The 19235-nt window shown below is 51.7% G+C and carries 18 protein-coding genes; 11 read left to right on the top strand and 7 right to left on the bottom strand.

The window, feature by feature from the left end:
• Positions 1–52: 52 nt before the first annotated feature.
• The 4 genes from MXMO3_RS13935 (at position 53) to hisG (ending at position 4113) form a co-directional block, all read left to right on the top strand.
• On the top strand, positions 53–673 hold the full coding sequence (locus MXMO3_RS13935; protein ID WP_117396259.1) for a DNA-3-methyladenine glycosylase I: 621 nt from the start codon (positions 53–55) through the stop codon (positions 671–673).
• A 116-nt stretch (positions 674–789) separates the two neighbouring features.
• Positions 790–2274: a histidine--tRNA ligase gene (gene hisS / locus MXMO3_RS13930; RefSeq protein ID WP_117396840.1), complete on the top strand. Its 1485-nt coding sequence runs from the start codon at positions 790–792 to the stop codon at positions 2272–2274.
• Positions 2275–2284: 10 nt separating this feature from the next.
• Entirely contained in the window at positions 2285–3385 is a 1101-nt protein-coding gene (locus tag MXMO3_RS13925; protein WP_117396258.1) for an ATP phosphoribosyltransferase regulatory subunit, read from the top strand.
• Positions 3382–4113 (top strand): ATP phosphoribosyltransferase, encoded by a 732-nt coding sequence (gene hisG, locus MXMO3_RS13920; protein ID WP_117396257.1) that lies wholly within the window; start codon positions 3382–3384, stop codon positions 4111–4113. Before MXMO3_RS13925 ends, hisG begins: the two co-directional genes overlap by 4 nt.
• A 12-nt stretch (positions 4114–4125) precedes the next feature.
• Here the strand turns inward: hisG and MXMO3_RS13915 are convergent, their stop codons facing one another.
• On the bottom strand, positions 4126–4509 hold the full coding sequence (locus MXMO3_RS13915; protein ID WP_117396256.1) for a DoxX family protein: 384 nt from the start codon (positions 4507–4509) through the stop codon (positions 4126–4128).
• A gap of 177 nt (positions 4510–4686) precedes the next feature.
• On the opposite strand from MXMO3_RS13915, the gene MXMO3_RS13910 reads away from it, so the two are divergent.
• Positions 4687–5460, top strand: coding sequence for a TSUP family transporter (locus MXMO3_RS13910; protein WP_117396255.1), 774 nt, complete (start codon positions 4687–4689; stop codon positions 5458–5460).
• Positions 5461–5571: 111 nt separating this feature from the next.
• A complete protein-coding gene (locus MXMO3_RS13905; RefSeq protein WP_162889283.1) occupies positions 5572–7194 on the top strand; it encodes a globin-coupled sensor protein in 1623 nt (540 codons plus the stop codon).
• 83 nt (positions 7195–7277) lie between these two features.
• Here the strand turns inward: MXMO3_RS13905 and groL are convergent, their stop codons facing one another.
• Positions 7278–8924 carry a chaperonin GroEL gene (gene groL, locus MXMO3_RS13900; RefSeq protein WP_027833671.1) on the bottom strand — a complete coding sequence of 549 codons (1647 nt, stop codon included), beginning with the start codon at positions 8922–8924 and terminating at the stop codon, positions 7278–7280.
• 53 nt (positions 8925–8977) lie between these two features.
• On the bottom strand, positions 8978–9268 hold the full coding sequence (gene groES / locus MXMO3_RS13895) for a co-chaperone GroES (RefSeq protein WP_027833670.1): 291 nt from the start codon (positions 9266–9268) through the stop codon (positions 8978–8980).
• 263 nt (positions 9269–9531) lie between these two features.
• On the opposite strand from groES, the gene MXMO3_RS13890 reads away from it, so the two are divergent.
• Complete coding sequence (locus MXMO3_RS13890; RefSeq protein WP_117396253.1) at positions 9532–10665, top strand: glycosyltransferase; 1134 nt, start codon at positions 9532–9534, stop codon at positions 10663–10665.
• A 1-nt stretch (position 10666) separates the two neighbouring features.
• Positions 10667–12514: a glycosyltransferase family 39 protein gene (locus MXMO3_RS13885; RefSeq protein WP_117396252.1), complete on the top strand. Its 1848-nt coding sequence runs from the start codon at positions 10667–10669 to the stop codon at positions 12512–12514.
• Here MXMO3_RS13885 and MXMO3_RS13880 read toward each other — a convergent pair whose 3' ends face one another.
• Entirely contained in the window at positions 12515–12973 is a 459-nt protein-coding gene (locus MXMO3_RS13880; RefSeq protein WP_117396251.1) for a GNAT family N-acetyltransferase, read from the bottom strand.
• A gap of 6 nt (positions 12974–12979) precedes the next feature.
• Positions 12980–14434, bottom strand: a complete 1455-nt coding sequence (locus MXMO3_RS13875; protein WP_117396250.1) for a sigma-54-dependent transcriptional regulator — start codon at positions 14432–14434, stop codon at positions 12980–12982.
• A gap of 201 nt (positions 14435–14635) precedes the next feature.
• Between MXMO3_RS13875 and MXMO3_RS13870 the strand changes: the two genes are divergently transcribed.
• Both MXMO3_RS13870 and MXMO3_RS13865 read left to right on the top strand, forming a co-directional pair.
• Entirely contained in the window at positions 14636–15901 is a 1266-nt protein-coding gene (locus MXMO3_RS13870; RefSeq protein ID WP_027833666.1) for an EAL domain-containing protein, read from the top strand.
• A 29-nt stretch (positions 15902–15930) separates the two neighbouring features.
• The gene (locus MXMO3_RS13865) at positions 15931–16782 is read left to right on the top strand and encodes a TIGR01459 family HAD-type hydrolase (protein ID WP_117396249.1); all 852 of its coding nucleotides are present in this window, start codon (positions 15931–15933) and stop codon (positions 16780–16782) included.
• A 27-nt stretch (positions 16783–16809) separates the two neighbouring features.
• Here MXMO3_RS13865 and MXMO3_RS13860 read toward each other — a convergent pair whose 3' ends face one another.
• Positions 16810–17451 (bottom strand): protein phosphatase CheZ, encoded by a 642-nt coding sequence (locus MXMO3_RS13860; protein ID WP_117396248.1) that lies wholly within the window; start codon positions 17449–17451, stop codon positions 16810–16812.
• Entirely contained in the window at positions 17451–17846 is a 396-nt protein-coding gene (locus MXMO3_RS13855) for a response regulator (protein ID WP_117396247.1), read from the bottom strand. The genes MXMO3_RS13860 and MXMO3_RS13855 overlap by 1 nt, the downstream gene beginning before the upstream one ends.
• 199 nt (positions 17847–18045) lie before the next feature.
• On the opposite strand from MXMO3_RS13855, the gene MXMO3_RS13850 reads away from it, so the two are divergent.
• Positions 18046–19023 (top strand): bifunctional riboflavin kinase/FAD synthetase, encoded by a 978-nt coding sequence (locus MXMO3_RS13850; protein WP_117396246.1) that lies wholly within the window; start codon positions 18046–18048, stop codon positions 19021–19023.
• Positions 19024–19235 lie beyond the last annotated feature (212 nt).

Genomic DNA, 19235 nt, shown 5'->3' with positions numbered 1-19235 from the left:
AATTTAGTTTGTGGGAACATAATTAAATCTGAGCAGAAAGCAAACCAAAATTATGAATTCCCAAGATAAATTGAACCGATGTTTTTGGTGTGGCGAAGACCAGCAATATATTCATTATCATGATAGTGAGTGGGGCTATCCGGTTGATGATGATCGGCGCCTATTTGAAAAGGTGTGCTTGGAGGGGTTTCAATCCGGGTTGTCCTGGCTGACCATCCTTCGTAAACGCGAAAATTTTCGCGCGGCTTTCGACAATTTTGAAATTGAAAAAGTTGCCAAATATGACGAGCGCGATATGGATCGCTTGTTGGCTGATGCCGGAATCGTGCGCCACAAGGGCAAAATCGCAGCCACGATCAACAATGCCCAACGGGCAATTGAACTGCGCGATGAATTTGGCACATTGGCCGCCTATTTCTGGCAGTTTGAGCCCCAGCTCAGCGAACGCCCCGCCCAAAAAGATGAAGCGACATTGCGCAAATTGGCGCAAACGGAGGCTTCCCAAAAACTGGCAAAAGACATGAAAAGGCGCGGCTGGAAGTTTTTTGGACCAACAACCGCTTATGCCTTCATGCAAGCGATGGGGTTGGTCAATGATCACATGGACACTTGTTTTGCACATCAAAAGGCGGAAGAGGCACGCAAAAACTTCACACCACCACAGCCAAAATAGTCCCGATATTTCGGCCTTTGACTTGTGCGACAGGGCATGATCGTTTAACTACCGACCCGCACGGTGTTTTTTCTGGCTGTGCAACGCATTTAACAACTCAAAAACTAGGTATGATCATGGCTAAAAAAGCAAAGCGTTTAACGCCCATTTTGCCGCGCGGATTTGTAGACCGCGACCCCGATGAAATCATCGCGGTAGATGCCATGATCCATCGGATCAAAGCGGTTTATGAGCGCTATGGTTTTGACCCGCTTGAAACACCTTTGTTCGAGTATACTGAGAGCCTTGGCAAGTTTTTGCCCGATACCGATCGGCCCAATGCGGGCGTGTTCTCACTGCAGGACGATGATGAGCAATGGATGAGCTTGCGGTATGATTTGACCGCGCCGCTTGCCCGCTATTTTGCGCAAAATTTCGAAACCCTGCCTAAGCCGTTCCGCTCCTATCGTCAGGGCTATGTGTTCCGCAATGAAAAGCCGGGGCCAGGCCGTTTCCGCCAGTTTATGCAATTTGATGCCGACAGCGTTGGCGCACCAGATCCGGCGGCGGACGCCGAAATGTGCATGATGATGGCCGACGTGATGGACGAACTAGGGCTTTCCGGCAAGTTTGTCGTTCGGGTGAACAACCGCAAGGTGCTTGATGGTGTGTTGGCTGCCGCCGGCTTGGCCGACGACACCAATACGTCGCTGATCGTGCTGCGTGCCATTGATAAGATGGACCGATTGGGCATTGACGGTGTGAAGCTTCTGCTTGGCGAAGGTCGCGAAGACGATAGCGGTGATTTCACCAAGGGCGCGGGCCTCAACGAAGAGCAGATCAACCGCATCTTGGCCTATGTGACCGCTGACGCTGACGATGCCAATTTGTTTGATGTGTTGGCTGAACAGGTTGGCGATAATGAGCAAGGTCAGCAAGGCGTGGCCGAGCTGAAAGAAATGCAAGCGCTGTTTGATGCAGCGGGCTATAGCCGCGATAAGGTGAAGATTGACCCTTCCGTGGTGCGCGGTCTTGAATATTACACAGGTCCCGTTTTTGAAGCCGAATTGACCTTCCCGGTCACCAATGAAAAAGGCCAAACAGTCATCTTTGGTTCTGTTGGCGGCGGTGGTCGTTATGATGGTCTGGTCAGCCGTTTCCGTGCAGAAGCTGTGCCCGCCACTGGCTTTTCCATCGGCGTGAGCCGTTTGGCCCATGCCCTGCAACTGGTCGGCGAATTGGGCAACAAAGAGCGCTTTGGCCCTGTCGTTGTGTTGATCATGGATAAAGATCAAATCGCCAATTATCAGAAAATGGTCGCCGAATTGCGCGCGGCGGGCGTGCGGGCAGAGCTTTATTTGGGCCAGTCCAAAAACATGGGCAAACAAATGAAATATGCGGACCGACGCAATGCCCCGGCCGTGGTGATTGAAGGCTCTGAAGAACGCGATGCTGGCGAAGTGCAGGTCAAAGATTTGGTCGCGGGCAAGATTGCGTCTAAAGACATCACCGACAATGCGGAATGGCGCGCAGCCCGCCCAGCGCAGGTGAGCGTGAAGCGCGAAAATTTGGTTGAGCATCTCAAATCTCTGATTGAGCAGAACGAAACCCAATCAAATTAGGCGAGTTGATATGCCCTTCACCGCAAGCGAATTGCAGCAAAAGCGCCAGATACTTGAACAAAATATCAAAGCACGTGGCGAACTAACGGCACCTGATATTTTGCAAAAGTCGGATTTGTTCTTTGATCTGGCCGGAGAAGACATTGGTCGGCGCCTTCTGCTCACCACTGGAGCCGACGGAACAAACTATTGTTTGCGCCCGGATTTCACGCTGCCCATCGCCGCCGCCTACGTGCAAAAGCATCCGCAGTTTGACGAGAAGAGCTACGGCTATCTCGGCCCCGTTTTCCGCCAACGTGAAAATGGGCCCGCCGAATTTGATCAGGCGGGGTTGGAGTTTTTAGCGGCGCAAGACGAAGAAGCAGCGTTCCAGCAATGCTTGGATTTCGCGATCGAAACCGCTGCGCTTTATGGCGAAGAAAAGCCGCGCCTTCATTTGGGCGCGGTGGATTTGTTTGAGGCATTGCTCGATCAAATCGATTTGCCTGATGTGTGGCGACCGCGTGTGCGTGATCGGTTTGGCCATGACGCGGCAATGGGGCGGTTGTTGGATCGCTTGTTTGCGCCGGAAGGCCTGCAGGATCAACCCGATTTGCCTAAAGACTTCGAGGCTGCCAAAGCAAGAATTCTGGCGATGATGGAAGAGGCGGGGCTCTCACCCTATTCGGGCCGTAGTGCAGACGAGATCGCGGAACGCTATTTGGAAAAGCGGCAATTGGCCGACGCGCCAGTGCCCGCCGCAACCGTGCGCACATTGCGTGAATTTTTGTCGATCACTGGCCGCGCGCACGAGCAGGTGTTTCACATCACGGCTTTGGCGCAAAAGGTTGGGATCAACCTCGACCCGCAATTGGAACGGTTGAGCGCGCGGCTCACTCAACTCAAATCCGACGCCCCTCAAATTGAGGTGGAGTTTGATGCCGGATTCTCGCCGCGTTTGGATTATTACACCGGACATGTGTTTGAATTGACCTCGAATTTGACGGGCGACGTGCTCGCCTCGGGCGGTCAATATGATCGCTTGTTGCAACGGCTAGGGGCGCAAAAACAAGTCACCGCGATTGGCTGTGCTGTTTGGGTAGATCGGCTTGAACAAGGAGGCGCACGATGAGCTCAATTCTTTTGGCAATACCGTCTAAAGGGCGGTTAGAAGAAGCGACGCGTCAAGTATTTGCTGATTTGGGCATGCCGATTGAACGGCCGGGCGGTGCGCGTTCTTACCTTGGCGAAATGGCCGATTTCCCTGAAGTAACGGTGCGCTTTCTGTCCGCCAGTGAAATTGCCCGTGAACTGATTGCGGGCAACATCGATGTCGGCGTTACGGGCGAGGATTTGGTGCACGAAGCCGCCGAGCGCGGCATTAATCAGGTAGAATTGGCCAAGCCGCTCGGCTTTGGCGGCGCCGATGTCGTGGTGGGCTTGCCCGAATCTTGGGTCGATGTGACCGCCATGCGCGATCTGGCAGATGTTGCTTCCGATTATCGTCACCGCCATGGCCAATGGCTGCGTGTGGCAACCAAATATATCAATTTGACGCGCAAATATTTCGCGCAACATGGCATTGCGGAATATCGCATTGTTGAATCAATGGGGGCGACTGAAGCGGCACCGGCATCAGGAGCCGCTGAACTCATCGTCGATATCACGTCGTCAGGGTCGACCCTTAAAGCCAATCAACTCAAAGTGCCGCGCGACGGTGTGATCTTGAAGTCGGAAGCCAATTTGGTGGTTTCACGCAATGCGGACTGGCCCGCGGATCGGATCGCTGTGCTCGAGACATTTCTAGACAAGATAGAAAAAGGCCTCGGCGAAAAGATCACCGAGGCCCTTAAAAGCTAATCGCGGGTTGGATTACTTCTTGTCGATTGCATATGCCCCTGGGCCGTGCAACCAAAGCAGAAGAAAGCCGCCAGCCATGGCCAAGTTTTTCAGCAAGCTGGTCATTTGGGCTTGGTTTGCTGGTTCAAAGTGCGCCAGAAAACCGCTGGCCACACAGAATAGAGCCAAAAGGATCGCTGCAATGCGCGCCTTGAAGCCAACCAGAACTGCCAAACCGGCCACCACTTCAAAAAGGCCAACCAGATATACGCTGACCGTCGGCATGGGAATGCCCAATTGGGCGAAATAAGGCGCCATTGCGGCCCCTGCCGTCAGTTTTGGCAAGCCTGCCATAATAAAAATAGCCGACATTAAGATACGCGCCACAAGTGGCGTCGCTTTGTTTACCCCGTCCATAATCTTCTCCGTTTTTTGACGTGGCAGACAATCTATAACTATAAAAAAATAATACAATATACAAATACATGCACAGATAGTTCGAATAAAATTAACAATGAAAAGGGCGCAATTTTGCTGGTCCCTGAGGCCATCAAACGGCATAATGGCGATCTATTCTTCGAGTCGGGACCTTCCATGGAATATGAAATCTCGCTGCTGGTAATCATGGCCGGCGTCGCCTTTGTTGCGGGTTTTATGGACGCTATTGCTGGTGGCGGTGGACTGATTAGCGTGCCCGCGCTGTTGTTCGCCGGCTTGCCGCCTGTGGGGGCTTTAGCGACCAACAAAATGCAATCTGTTGTCGGCGCCGTGGTTGCCGCCACAACATATGCACGCAAAGGCTATGTGGATTTCAAGCAGTTGGGCGTCGCGATCATCACCACATTTGTGGGCAGCATGATTGGCGCGTTTGGCGCGACACAGATGGACACCGATATTTTGCTTGTTCTGGTGCCTATTCTGCTGATCGGCGTGGCGGCGTACTTTTTGTTTTCGCCCCGTCTTTCAGATGACGCCCGCGCTGAGCGGCTGAATTTTGCACTTTTCGCCCCTCTTATGGGCTTCACCATCGGCTTTTATGATGGCATTTTCGGGCCCGGCACGGGTTCGTTTTTCACGGCCGGATTTGTCACCCTGTTTGGCTTTGGCGTCACCCGCGCTGTCGGCTCAACCAAAGTGTTGAACGCAACGTCTAATGCAGCCGCACTTGTGTTCTTCATTTATGCGGGCGAAGTGATTTGGGCAGTGGGCGGTGCCATGATCGTTGGTCAGTTTGGCGGAGGCTATCTTGGCGCGATCACGGGAATGCGCTTTGGCGCAAAGATCATCAAGCCAATGATTGTGATCATATCAACCGCCATGGCGGTGCGTCTGCTTTGGCCTCAAATCATTGAAATATTTGCAACTTAGTCCGGTTGTAACTTTTACTTAATCAGCCATTAATCAACATGGTTCATATTGCGTTAAGAGGGGGGCCGATTTGATCGGCCATTTTTGATGCAAATATGGAGGAGCAAACCTGTGTCTCAGGATCAAGATCAGGTTTCGATTGATGAGCGTCGCGAGATGATGGAGCTTAGCGCGGACGCAGCTCAACGAGTCGCTAAAGCAAAAGACCACATTCTATCTCACCTGCCAGATGCGCTAGATCGATTTTACGGTAAAGTAGCCACTTCACCCACACTCAAATCATTTTTCGAATCCGATCAAATGCGGCAAAGTGCGCGGGAGCGACAAACGACCCATTGGGAGCGTATTGCGGACGGCGCATGGGATGAAGAGTTTTTACGGGCCGGTCGCAAAGTTGGGCACGTTCACGCCGCAATCGGTTTGGATCTGAAATATTACGTTTCCGGCTATGCCCTTGTCGCTGAAAACCTCATCAAAGGTGTCATGCTGGATATGCTGGCCGAAGGCAAAGGTCGCAAGGGGCGCTTTGGTCTGGGCGGAAAATCCAACAGCGATGGCGCTGATGAGGTGGCGCAGACCGTTGCCGATATGATGAAGGTGCTGATGCTGGATATGGAATTGGCAATCAGCTCCTATGTGCATCAGACCCGGCATGAAACCGAAATGGTCAACGCCGAAATGCAAAATGTGTTGTCTGCCGCGGTCAATGGCGATTTTGAAAAGCGTGTTGATCTGGAAGTGCAAGATCCCAATCTGAACGCACTTATTCAAAGCACCAACCAATTGATGATCGAATTGGGTGATCGGCTGGAAGAGGCCGATGACGCATTGTTCTCCATGGCCAATGCAGATTTAACCCATCGTATTCAGGGCAATCGCAATGGTGCGTTTGAGCGGTTGCAGGGCAACATCAACGCGGTTTCGGATCAGCTTTCTGAACTGGTCGGCAAAATCCAAGGCACCTCACGCTCACTTAAAAGCGCCACGGGCGAGATCTTGTCCGGCGCCAATGATTTGGCAGATCGCAGCAACCGCCAAGCAGCTGCGATACAGCAGACCACCGCGACAGTGAAAAACATGTCGCGCGCCGTGGCTGAAAACACATCACAGGCCCGAGAAGCTATGCAACAGGCCGACGATGTACGCCGCACGGCAGAAGAGGGTGGCGAAGTGATGGGCAATGCCAGCCAGGCCATGGAACGCATTACCGAGTCATCAAGTAAGATTTCCAACATTATTGGCTTGATCGACGATATCGCCTTCCAAACTAATTTGCTGGCATTGAACGCGTCGGTTGAGGCCGCCCGCGCAGGCGAGGCGGGCAAAGGCTTCGCCGTTGTAGCAGTTGAAGTGCGGCGGCTCGCTCAGTCCGCAGCGGAAGCGTCTAACGAAGTCAAAGCACTGATTGAACAATCCGCTCACGAAGTGAACGATGGTACCAAGCTGGTCAATCGCGCAGCGGAAAGCCTCAATGTAATGTTGGACGCGGCACGCAAGAACAATGAGTTGATGGCATCTGTCGCGCAGAAAAGCGAAGAGCAGTCCAGCTCAATTGAAGAAATCTCGACGGCCATCATGCAGATTGACGAGATGACTCAGCACAATTCATCTCTGGTTGAACAAACCAATGCGGCCATTGAGCAAACCGAAGCCCGCTCGTCTGAGTTGGACAATATGGTGGATGTGTTCAAACTGACCACAGGTCATGAGCATAAAATGTCCAAAGCCGGATAGAATTTCTGAACAATAATTCTGAGTACAAAAAAGGGGCGATCCGAAGATCGCCCCTAATGCTTTGTAGCGTTGGGTAGCGTGGCTTAGAAGCCCATGCCGCCCATACCGCCCATGCCACCCATATCTGGAGCAGCAGGACCAGAGCCTTTTTCTTCTGGAATGTCAGCAACCATTGCTTCTGTTGTAATCAACAATGAAGAAACAGATGCGGCATCCTGAAGGGCAGTGCGCACAACTTTAACAGGGTCAATGATGCCCATTTTGATCATGTCGCCATATTCGCCAGTTTGTGCGTTGTAGCCGAAGGTGCTTGAAGAGTTTTCTAACACTTTGCCCACAACAACTGAAGCTTCGTCGCCTGAGTTGGTTGCAATCTGACGGATAGGTGCTTGAAGCGCACGCTGAACGATCTTGATGCCTGCATCTTGATCAGCATTTTCGCCTTTGGCAGTCAAAGCAGATGAAGCACGCAGCAACGCAACGCCACCACCAGCAACAATGCCTTCTTCAACCGCAGCGCGTGTTGCGTTCAACGCATCATCAACGCGGTCTTTACGCTCTTTAACTTCAACTTCTGTTGCGCCGCCAACTTTAATAACAGCAACACCGCCAGCAAGTTTCGCCAAGCGCTCTTGCAATTTCTCACGGTCATAGTCAGAAGAAGTTTCTTCGATTTGCGCTTTGATTTGGCCAACGCGTGACTCGATGTCAGCGTTTGAACCAGCACCGTCAACAATAGTTGTTGTTTCTTTGGTGATGTCGACTTTCTTTGCAGTGCCGAGCATATCCAAAGTTACGTTTTCAAGCTTCAAGCCGAGATCGTCAGAGATCACTTGGCCGCCAGTCAACACAGCGATGTCTTCCAACATTGCTTTACGACGATCGCCGAAACCAGGTGCTTTAACAGCAGCAACTTTCAAGCCGCCGCGCAAACGGTTCACAACCAATGTTGCCAACGCTTCGCCTTCAACATCTTCAGCGATGATCAAGAGCGGACGAGAAGATTGAACCACTGATTCCAAGATCGGCAACAGGGCTTGAAGGTTTGACAATTTTTTGTCGAACAACAAGATGTAAGGATCTTCAAGTTCAGCAACCATTTTCTCAGTGTTGGTGCAGAAGTAAGGTGACAGGTAGCCACGGTCGAACTGCATGCCTTCAACAACGTCAACAACAGTTTCAGAAGTCTTTGCTTCTTCAACAGTGATCACGCCTTCATTGCCAACTTTTTCCATTGCACGGGCGATTTCTTCACCGATGAATTTCTCACCGTTTGCTGAGATCGTACCAACTTGTGCAACTTCTGCGCTGGTTGAAATGTCTTTTTTCGCTTTAGCGAGATTTTCGATCACTTCGCTAACAGCCAAATCGATACCGCGCTTCAAATCCATTGGATTCATGCCAGCAGCAACGAGCTTTACGCCTTCAACAACGATTGATTGCGCCAAGACGGTTGCAGTTGTTGTACCGTCGCCAGCAACGTCATTTGTTTTTGACGCAACAGAACGCACCATTTGTGCGCCCATATTTTCGAACTTATCTTCAAGATCGATTTCTTTCGCAACAGAAACACCATCTTTAGTGATGCGTGGTGCGCCGAAAGACTTGTCGATCACAACATTGCGGCCTTTTGGACCCAATGTCACTTTAACCGCATTAGCAAGCACGTTGACGCCTTTAAGCATCTTGTCGCGCGCTTCGGTTCCGAATTTTACTTCCTTAGCAGACATTTATGTATGCTCCTTAGAAACTGAGTAGATAGGGCAGGGCGAAAAGGCTGAAATTAGCCTTCGATTACGCCCATGATGTCGCTTTCTTTCATGATCAACAGGTCTTCACCATCGATCTTGACTTCAGTGCCTGACCATTTGCCAAACAAAACGCGGTCATTGGCTTTCACATCTGGTGTGATGTGCTTGCCATCTTCGTCGCGTGCACCTGGGCCAACAGCAACAACAACGCCTTCAGAAGGCTTTTCTTTTGCAGTATCTGGAATGATGATGCCGCCTGAAGTTTTTTCTTCAGAGTCGACACGACGAACGACAACGCGGTCGTGAAGTGGACGGAAGCTCATATTCGCTCCTTCAATTACCTATTGAATTGACATTAATTTCGCTGCTGCTAGCACTCTCAATAGGTGAGTGCTAATTAGCATCGAACAGGAAATAGTGATCTGGTGGGGAAGAGTCAAGAACTGAGCTGAAATGATTTGGAAAAAAACACACAACGGTCAGCGATTTTGCGATGAATTGGCGAATTCGGGGCTGGCAAAGGATTGCCATTGCGCACAACTAGCGCTAAGCCTTCATCGAGTTTTTGGAGCGTAGTTGGGAATTCATGTCAGAGCAAGACCAAACTTTGGCCGCTGCGGCGAACTGGAGTGCGCCGCACCTTTCAATCGTAGTGCCGACTTTTAATGAGCGAGGCAATATTGAGCTGCTGGTTGAAAAGCTGGAAGCGGTGTTTCCACAAATGCCATTTGAGGTGATTTTTGTGGACGACAACAGCCCTGACGGTACGGCTGAGTTGGCCAAGGAAATCGGACAGAAAAAGCCATGGGTGAAATGCATCAAACGCATTGGTCGCCGCGGCCTATCATCGGCTTGTGTTGAAGGCATTTCCGCCAGCAACGCAGAATATGTCGCGGTGATGGACGCAGATCATCAGCATGACGAAACCGTGCTGACGCAAATGCTTGCCCTCGTCGAGGGGGAAAAAGACCTGGTGCTGGCCTCGCGTTTTCTCGATGGTCGCTCGGCAGGAGAGGGGCTTTCCCGCTTTCGGGAGCTGGGCTCAAATGTGGCCAACGCGATTGCCAATCTGGTGACAGGCACCAAAATCACCGACCCGATGACCGGCTTTTTCATGCTCAGACGCGAAAAGTTTGAACAGGTAGCACCACACCTGTCGAGCGAAGGGTTCAAGATCCTTCTCGATATTATTGCTACCGCGCGCAACAAAGGTGTGCCGCTCAATATTGGCGAGGTCGGCTTCACCTTCCGCGCCCGCCACGATGGCGAAAGCAAAATGAGCCCGTTAATTGCTGCCCAGTTCTTTGGCCTGGCGCTGTCGAAAATGACTGGCGGGATTTTGCCATCATCCTTTTTCATGTTTGCCGCTGTGGGTGCCACAGGTGTGGTGGTCCATTTGATTGCGTTGACCATCGCCAGTAGTTGGATGGGCTTTAACTTCACCAATGCCCAATTGTTTGCAACCATCGTCGCGATGACCTCAAACTTTCATTTCAACAATATGTTCACTTATGCAGATCGCCAATTGCGCGGTGTGAACTATTGGAAAGGCCTGCTGAGCTTTTACGCCGTTTGCGCCATCCCAGCGATCGCCAACGTGTCGGTCGCAGCCTTTATATTTGAAACAAATTCACTATTCTACTTCGCTGCAATCGCGGGCATAATCATCAGTATCGTGTTTAATTATGCGGTAACACGTATTTTTACATGGCGAGTGTAATATGGGGATAGGGCAGCGCAACACTGCGAAGTTGGTTTCTTGGCCCAATCACGATTCATATTACGCTAAACTCGTTATTCTGTTGATTGTGCTGACTGCCCTTTGGCGCGTCTGGGCCGGGGCCATGGTGGGGTTCGGCATTGGCGAGGCCTACTATCTGGCATCCGCACGGGAACTTCACCTTTCCTATTTTGACCAGCCGCCACTGTTCCTTTGGGTGCTTTGGGCCACCAACCAAATCGTGCCCGGGGAAGTGCCCGCGCTTTTGCGTTTGCCGTTCATCCTGATGTTTGCCATGAGCACTTGGGTGATTTTCCGCCTTGGTGCGCGGGTGCAATCTGAACGTGCCGGTTGGATCGCTGCGCTGTTGTTTAACATCTCGCTGCTCTTCCAAGTTTCAATTGGCGGATGGGCACAGCCCGAAGCGCCATTGATGCTGTTTTGGCTGCTGACCGCATGGTTTTTGCTCGACATATTTGTGGAAACGCCCAGCGCGCCATTCAAAAGCTGGCTTCTTGTCGGGGCAATGTTGGGATTGACCTTCCTGTCGAAATATCACGCTGTGTTCCTGCTATATGGCGCGGGCCTTTTCGCCTTGATCGCGCCGAGCGCACGCAAATGGATCGTACATCCCGGACCCTATTTGGCAATATTGGTTGCCGCCATCATCGGCTCGCCAGTGCTGATTTGGAATTGGCAAAACGAGTTTATCTCCTTCACATTTCAGGGTGGCCGCGCTTTTGGGGATGACTTTTCGCTGCTTCGCCTGACGCGCATGATTGTGGGCCAACTGATCTACATTACCCCATGGCTGGCGCTGCCCGCCTTAGTTGCGGGGGGAATTGCGCTGGTCAAAGGGCCAGGTTCAAAATGGCCCGACGCCAAGCAGCCTGGCACTACCTTCTTTTTCCTGATGCTGGCTCATGGCCCCATATTGTTGTTTACCGCTGTGGCGGCTTGGTCTGAAACACAGTTTCATTTTCATTGGCAAGCACCGGGCTATATGATGCTGTTTTTGGTGTTGGCCATGTGGATCGACAAGGCCTGGGCACGTCGCAAAACAGTGCTGTCTGCCTTCTTGGTTCTTGCAACGATCGTCAATTTTGTGGTGATGGGCGTCCTGGTAACGCACACAGCTACGGGCTGGTTACGCAATATTGTACCGGGCTTTGACCAAGGCACAGACCCAACACGCGACGCTTTGCCGTGGACGGCGTTACAACAGTTCCTAGAAAAAGAAGGCGCGCTCATTGACGGCAACTTTGTTGCAGGCGTGCACTGGACTGAATGTGGCCATGTCGATAATGCTGCGGCAGGGCAGGTGCCATTTTTATGCATCTCATCAGACCCGCGTAATATCGCTTTTAATGTTGATCCCACAGCGCTTGAAGGCAAAACGGGATATGTGGCGACATCGGTCTGGCCGCATGAGTCCATGCTGGCCAGCTTCGAACGGTATTTTGAGCGGTTTGAGCAAATTGGCACCGTGGAGATAGAACGGTCCGGCCGCGCAGAGGCGCCCGTGCGCATTTATCGGGGTGACAATCTGATTATTGACCGCGCGTTTGGTCCAACAACAACTGGCAAATACAGCGTGCCGCTTCTGCCGCTCACAAAGATTATCGAAATTTCGGGCGAGGTGGATGAATTTGATGCCCCACTTGAGGTGGGTGCCTATGTCGATGATGAGCGGATTGGCGCAGCTAACATTGTAGATGGCAAATTTGTGATGTCGACAGGCATGCTTGCGAACTTACCGCGGCGTATGGTGACACTCAGCCTTCGATCGCCGGATGGAAATCCTATTTTCGCCAAATCAATTCAAGTTAAACTTGGCTTCCACCAATAGCTAAATTCTAGCTGTTTTGGGGCGCCGCCACTCCATACGGATATCCACTTCGCCACGCTCAACAACCTTAAATCCAAGCCCCTCATAGAATTTCTCTGCATCGCTATTGTTGAGCGCAGTAAGGCAAATGTTTTTGCACATCTTGTTTGCCCTGGCTTGCAATTCTCTCACGATCATTTTGCCAAGGCCGCGACCTTGATAGGTCGGCAAGAGATAAAGGTGGGCGAGGTAAAGGAAATCATCCTGAGGTATGAGCGCGTAGCAGCCGATCAGCTGGTCGTTATCGAGCAAAATTGTCGTGTGTTCAGGCGAATATTCGTCAATTAGACGCTGGCGAGCACGTGCGGGGTTGAAGCGCCCCAGCTTTTCCAAACTGGGTTGCATGGCGACAACGCGCAATTCAACCAAGGCGTCAAGATCGGCCAAAGTGGCAGGCCGACGAGAGAGGGTGATTGACATAGGTGCCTAAGCGGCGTTTTCCGCTTCCAGCTTTTCCCAAGACATTTTCTTGCGATAAATGGTGGAAGGGCTGATTTCGAGCGCCGCTGCCGCTTGCGAGATATTGCCGTCAAACAGGGCCAACGCTTCCTCAATAATGCGTTGTTCCTGCTTCCAAAGCGGCTCCAACACCAAAGACTGTGCTCTGGCATGCCGATTGGCGATTGGGGCAGCGCGTGGTACATCGCGTGCCGCCTGCTGCGCGGTGCCTTCAATATCAGCCAGCCGCACCATGCGCGGGGTGACCAATTGCTCGTCATGCATCACGACGATGCGGCGCACCAGATTTTGGATTTGGCGCACATTGCCCGGCCATTCCCGGCTCATAAACTGTTCAGCTGTCTCGCGATCAAAGCCGATAAACTCTTTGCCCTCTTCTTCAGAATAGCGCGACAAGAATGTTTCAGCGATCGGCATAATGTCTGCCGGGCGTTGGCGGAGTGGTGGCAAATGAATGGGCAGCACATGCAAGCGATAAAACAAATCTTCGCGGAAGCATTTCTCTGTGATCATTTGCATTGGATTGCGGTTGGTGGCGCAAATAATGCGCACATCAACTTTGCGCGGCATCGCTTCGCCGACGCGATTGATGCTGCTGGTTTGCAAAAAGCGCAACAATTTGGCCTGTAGGCTCAAATCCAATTCGCCAATTTCATCGAGAAACAAAGTGCCGTTATTGGCGAGTTCAACCGCCCCGTCACGGTCTTGCATGGCGCCGGTAAAAGCACCTTTGACGACGCCGAAAAGCTCCGTTTCCATCAGGTCACGCGGGATGGCACCGCAATTGATGGCCACAAATCGACCGTCGGCCCGGTTCGAACGCGCATGCACTGCTTCAGCGCAGACTTCTTTGCCGGTGCCGCTCTCACCTGTGATAAACACTGGCGCGTTGGAGGGCGCGATCCGTCCAATCTGTTCATAAATGACGCGCATTTGCGGCGATGCGCCAACAAAGCCCTCAAAATCGAGCCGATCGCCTTCTTCCGGCGGTGGTGAAAACTGATATTTCTTGCCATGCCGGGCAGAAAGCTCTTCCAAACGCTCAAATAGAATCTTTGCGGTGACAGGTTTTGCAAAATAATCATGCGCACCAGCCCGCATCGCTGCAACCGCCATGGTGACAGAGCCGCCTTCAGAAAGGGCAATGATCAGGGCGCCTTGAGAATAATGTGCAATTTTGGAGAGAGCGACTTCAGCATCTGGATCTAAATCATCAATACTGCCGAAATCGACGAAAATGATATCAAAATCGTGGGATTTGAGCGCGCTCAAGCCCGGTTTTCCGCCGGTGACATGGGTGCAGGCAAGCTGCATTCCATTACCCTTATTGTCCAAAAATTCTTGGCAGTCATTGAGAACTGAATTGCCATGGTCGACAATTAATAGACGCGGTGGCCGTGACGAGCCGCATGAACTTGGCATTCTGCCGTTACTCCCGATTCTGGGTCTTTTTCGCATTCTTGCTGACCCCATTCTTCACATTTAGGGTAAACAAAGTGTTTGCATTTGATGCAAAATTGTAAAAATAGCGCAAAACCGTAAGTTTGAGATTGCTTTGACGGTTAAAAAAGCGATGCTATGCTGGTGTCAGGGGAATCTGGATTGAAGGGCTTTTAGGAGAACGTGCGCGCACTCATTTTGTTTTTTATCTTTGTTGCGTGTTTGAGCGTGGGTATAACCGCCTATTTTGGGTTGGGTGTCACCCTGATGGATGCCATTCTCTTGTTCAGCGTTTCGGCTTTAACCTGCTTCATGATTGTTGAGGGGCTGTTTCGCCGCCGGACCGAAAAATATCTGGCCCAGCGCGTGTCTGAAATTGCCCAGCAATTGGGTGTTGTTGCCCGCACCAACGAGATCATGTCGGACCAGGTCAATTACTTGTCCAACATCAATGTCAATAATCGGCTTGAAGATGTTGAATCTGACATCTCCGTTCTAGGCACAGTGGTGCGCGAATTGGCAGAAGCTGTCGCCGAAGTGGAAGAGCTTCAAGCAACCCAAGCGATGGCGCCGCCCCCGGCACCCGAGCCGGCACCAAGCCAAGAAACCGCATACAATGTCTCGCCGCTCAAAGCGGCAAACCGCTCATCAACCGCTGCAGATCGTGAAGAATCTGATTTGCCAATATCAATATTGCAAGATGCGCTTGCTGAGGGGCGGGTGCGCCAATATCTGCAACCGATTGTCACGCTGCCCAACCGCCGCACATTGGGGTATGATTTGGTGCCCAAGATCGAGCAGGTCGGCGGTAAGTTTTTGAACGCAAATGAATTTTTGCCAAATGCCGATCGCACTGGCACCATTTCAGAGCTGGAACAAATGCTGGTTCGGCAGGGTGCAAACATCATACATCGATCCAACATTACTGGTGATCCCACATCATTGTTTGTGCCGATATCCTATTGTCTGCTCAACGACGCTGATGCCTGCGAACGATTGGTCAGCCTGGTTCAGTCCAATCGCGCGGTAACAGCGAGCTTGTTTTTGACAATGGATGAGGAGAAATATGCCGCGTTAAATGAAACCCAGCGCACCAACCTTTCACAATTTGTCAAAATTGGTGTTGGTTTGTGCTTGGATAATGTGCGCAGCCTGCGGCTGAACTTCCAGGATCTATATGCCCGTGGCGTAAAATATGTGAAGGCGGACACGCAGCGCTTTATTGAAAAGCCACAATCCTATTCAGACCTTCACAATGCAGATGTTGCCGATTTTGTGAAGCGTTATGATGTGGGCTTGATCATGGACAATGTGATACAAGAAGAACAAATCTTGATGCTGCTGGATGACAAAATCCCGTTTGCGCAAGGCGAACATATCGCGCCGCCATCGCCCGTACGCCCCGACCTGTTGGGTGAAAAACAAAAAGTTCAATCTTCTGCCTATTAGGCGAATTACCATCGAAGCGAAGTCCAACTATGCCTTTACCTAAACGAGGTCTTTCCGACCTGATCAATTCCTATGATGCTCTGTTTTGCGACGTGTGGGGTGTGCTGCACAACGGACGAGTGGGCCACAAAACGGCAATTGCAGCCCTCGGCGACGCGAAGGCCATGGGCAAGGCTGTGATTTTGGTGACAAATGCCCCCCGCCCATCGGGCGAAATCGCAGCCGAGATTGCCGAACTCGGCGTAACCACCGACATTTACGATGCGATTGTCACTTCAGGCGATGCCACACGCGATTTGATCCGGCCCTATGAAGGCCAGTCCCTATATCGTTTGGGCCCCGATAGTGACGGCGCGTTGTTTGAGGGGATCGCGGTTCAATTTGGCGCGCTGGAAGACGCACAGGCGATCATTTGCACCGATCTGGAATATGGGCGCACACCCGAGGATTATGCAGAACAAGTGCTGGATTGGAAAAAACGGGGCTTGCCGTTCATTTGTGCCAATCCGGATAAAGTTGTCGAAGTTGGCGATGAGTTGATCTATTGCGGCGGTGCGCTGGCTGACGTTTATGAACAAGCAGGCGGCGAAGTGCGCATGGCGGGCAAACCCTACGCGCCGATTTATCAACGCGCCTCCCGTTTGGCCGCCGAAAAGCTGGGCAAGGCGCCTGCACCAGACCGCACTTTGGCCATCGGCGATAGTGTGCGTACTGACGCAACAGGGGCTGCTGATATGGGCTATGATTTCCTGTTCATTTCCGGGTCAATTCACGCGCAAGAATTTGGCAGTGTTGAGGACCCTGATCCGGAAATGATCACCAGACTTGTGGGCCAAAGCAAAGCAAATACCGTCGGATTTGCCCCACGCCTTTATTGGTAATCATGGCGCAGGGCATCCGGGGGAGGATCAGAACATGGCATCAATGTCAGACTGTGAAACCCCTTCGCCTTCGTGGGCGGGGCCACTGACCAGTTTTTCCTGGTTTCGCTTTTCCTGAGCTGTGGGTTCACCACTCGTCTGGGGGGCAATATTATTGTTCTCAATCATTTTGCACAGCACCTCAATGCGCTCTTCAATCACTTCCATCGTGTGGATGATTTTGGTCACGCGCTGGCCGGTTAAATCTTGAAAACTGCAGGCTTCAAAAATCGCCATCATATGTTGCTCCACCTCGGCAGCATATTTTTCAGGATCGGAGCGATCAGCCGCCAACACTTGTTCAGCAACATTCATGATTGTGTCGGTGGCAACCTCTGTGGCTTTCACGATGGCACCCAACTCACGCCCCATTTCGGGGATGCGCTTAGCAAAGATGTCATTGGCATCCACGCGCGATAGCTCGGTGCGCAAACCTTCAATGGCTTGCAAAATCTCCCGAAGCTCTTGGTGCATGGAGCGGTCAAGGCTACGGACCAGTGGTTTTAGCGCTGCGGTGACTTTCTCGGCCAGCGCGATGACATCTTTCAATGGAATACGTTCATCGTCGCTGTCTGATAAATCGGTGAGGTCGAGCTCGCCGGTTTGTTTTTCTGCTATTTGTACCATCATCAGCTCGCCATCTGCTTTTCAAAAACCGCCTGCATCTTGGCGAACAAAATCTCGGTGGTGAATGGCTTGATGATGTAATTATTTACGCCGGCCCGCTTGGCCGCGATCACATTTTCAGTTGCCGATTCTGCCGTGATCATAATGAAAGGAACATGGGCATTTTCAGGGTCCGCGCGCACATGGCGCAGCAATTCATACCCGGTCATCGGCTCCATGTTCCAATCGGATATGATTAAATCATACTTCTGTTTGGCGACCATTTGGGCCGCCGCGTGCCCATCGGGCGCGTCATCAACATTCTCAAAACCCAATTGTTTTAATAGATTGCGTAATATGCGCAGCATCGTGGCGTAATCGTCCACGATAAGAATGCGCATGGATCGGTCCAAAGCCATTCTCTCACCCCCAGGAATTCATTAAATATCCCGGTATGATACGGCTGGTCGCTGAAATCACAGTAAATCCCTGACTTGGGAAAAGCGCGTATAGCAAAGTGAGCAAATATAATCATGCTCTGCTTGCAAATTGCCGCCAAACGGGGCAGTTTGCGCCAATTCATTTCCGCCTTTGATTCAGTAAATAGGGCTTCACACTATGGCGTTTACAATTGTCGAAAATTTGGGTGAGTTGCCAAAGCACCTACGCGGGGGCGTGGTCGCGATTGGCAATTTTGATGGGTGTCATCGCGGTCATCAGTCGATTTTCGAGCGGGCGCAGCAAATGGCGTGCGCCAACAATGTGCCAGCGCTTGTGCTGACGTTTGAACCGCACCCACGCGACGTTTTTGCGCCAAAGCCGTTTATGTTCCGCCTGACGGAGCGCAACCAAAAGGCGCGCCTTGTGGAGGCGATGGGCTTTGACGGCGTGGTGATCATGCCCTTCACCAAAGAGTTTTCACAAAAGTCCGCACAAGACTTCATTGAGCACTATATTGTTGACCAACTTGGCGCATCAATCGTCACTGTGGGCGCAGATTTCCATTTCGGCAAAGACCGTGCAGGCACACCACAATATTTGGTTGAAGCGGGACCAAAATATGGGTTCGATGTGGTCATCAACCATATGCTCGACGAAGGTGATGCACCCGTTTCCTCAACCCGCGTGCGCGAAGCATTGCGTGAAGGTGAGGTGGAATTTGCCAACCAATTGCTCGGCTATCATGCCTTCATCGCCGGCGAAGTCAGCCATGGCGATAAGCGGGGCCGCGAGTTGGGCTATCCAACAGCCAATTTGCACCTGTCGCCCCATGAAGGGCTCAAGCATGGCGTTTATGTCGTGCGCGCCCGCGTTAAGGGCAAAACTTATGATGGCGTGGCCAATTATGGCCGTCGCCCTATGTTTGATAATGGCACCACCTTGTTCGAAACCCATATTTTCGACTTCGCCGAAGAGGTCTATGGCGAATATATGGAAGTGGCCCTTTGCCAATATTTGCGTGGCGAAGCCAACTTTAATTCGCTCGATGAATTGATCACGGCCATGGATCAGGATAGCGAAAATGCGCGGGCAGTCTTGGCGAAAGAAAAAGCCATGTCGGATATTGATGTCAAACTTGGCTTTTTTGCAGATTGACCATGCGCCCATCAATTTGGGCCAAAAGATTGACTTTAAGCCCTGTTCTGGCCTAATGCGTTCAGACCAACAATAAATCGGTGACCAACTCGTGGCCTTTTTTGATCACACGCCTATCCAGTTTTTGACCGCCGCGCCGCGGCGTGCGTCCGATCATGCGCAGATCATCCCGATTATTCGAATTATTAGCCGGCCTTCGTAACCAGCGCGAA

The sequence above is a fragment of the Maritalea myrionectae genome (assembly GCF_003433515.1).
In the GTDB taxonomy this organism is placed as follows: domain Bacteria; phylum Pseudomonadota; class Alphaproteobacteria; order Rhizobiales; family Devosiaceae; genus Maritalea; species Maritalea myrionectae.
This window is presented reverse-complemented; position numbering and strand designations above follow the sequence as displayed.

Excerpts from the sequence above, each read along its gene's own strand:
- MXMO3_RS13935 (WP_117396259.1), top strand. The coding sequence starts at position 53 with ATGAATTCCCAAGATAAATTGAACCGATGTTTTTGGTGTGGCGAAGAC.
- hisG (WP_117396257.1), top strand. The coding sequence starts at position 3,382 with ATGAGCTCAATTCTTTTGGCAATACCGTCTAAAGGGCGGTTAGAAGAA.
- MXMO3_RS13875 (WP_117396250.1), bottom strand. The coding sequence starts at position 14,434 with ATGCCAAGTTCATGCGGCTCGTCACGGCCACCGCGTCTATTAATTGTC.
- MXMO3_RS13880 (WP_117396251.1), bottom strand. The coding sequence starts at position 12,973 with ATGTCAATCACCCTCTCTCGTCGGCCTGCCACTTTGGCCGATCTTGAC.
- MXMO3_RS13855 (WP_117396247.1), bottom strand. The coding sequence starts at position 17,846 with ATGGCTTTGGACCGATCCATGCGCATTCTTATCGTGGACGATTACGCC.
- MXMO3_RS13865 (WP_117396249.1), top strand. The coding sequence starts at position 15,931 with ATGCCTTTACCTAAACGAGGTCTTTCCGACCTGATCAATTCCTATGAT.
- MXMO3_RS13915 (WP_117396256.1), bottom strand. The coding sequence starts at position 4,509 with ATGGACGGGGTAAACAAAGCGACGCCACTTGTGGCGCGTATCTTAATG.
- MXMO3_RS13925 (WP_117396258.1), top strand. The coding sequence starts at position 2,285 with ATGCCCTTCACCGCAAGCGAATTGCAGCAAAAGCGCCAGATACTTGAA.
- MXMO3_RS13850 (WP_117396246.1), top strand. The coding sequence starts at position 18,046 with ATGGCGTTTACAATTGTCGAAAATTTGGGTGAGTTGCCAAAGCACCTA.
- hisS (WP_117396840.1), top strand. The coding sequence starts at position 790 with ATGGCTAAAAAAGCAAAGCGTTTAACGCCCATTTTGCCGCGCGGATTT.
- groES (WP_027833670.1), bottom strand. The coding sequence starts at position 9,268 with ATGAGCTTCCGTCCACTTCACGACCGCGTTGTCGTTCGTCGTGTCGAC.
- MXMO3_RS13910 (WP_117396255.1), top strand. The coding sequence starts at position 4,687 with ATGGAATATGAAATCTCGCTGCTGGTAATCATGGCCGGCGTCGCCTTT.
- MXMO3_RS13890 (WP_117396253.1), top strand. The coding sequence starts at position 9,532 with ATGTCAGAGCAAGACCAAACTTTGGCCGCTGCGGCGAACTGGAGTGCG.
- MXMO3_RS13860 (WP_117396248.1), bottom strand. The coding sequence starts at position 17,451 with ATGATGGTACAAATAGCAGAAAAACAAACCGGCGAGCTCGACCTCACC.
- MXMO3_RS13885 (WP_117396252.1), top strand. The coding sequence starts at position 10,667 with ATGGGGATAGGGCAGCGCAACACTGCGAAGTTGGTTTCTTGGCCCAAT.
- groL (WP_027833671.1), bottom strand. The coding sequence starts at position 8,924 with ATGTCTGCTAAGGAAGTAAAATTCGGAACCGAAGCGCGCGACAAGATG.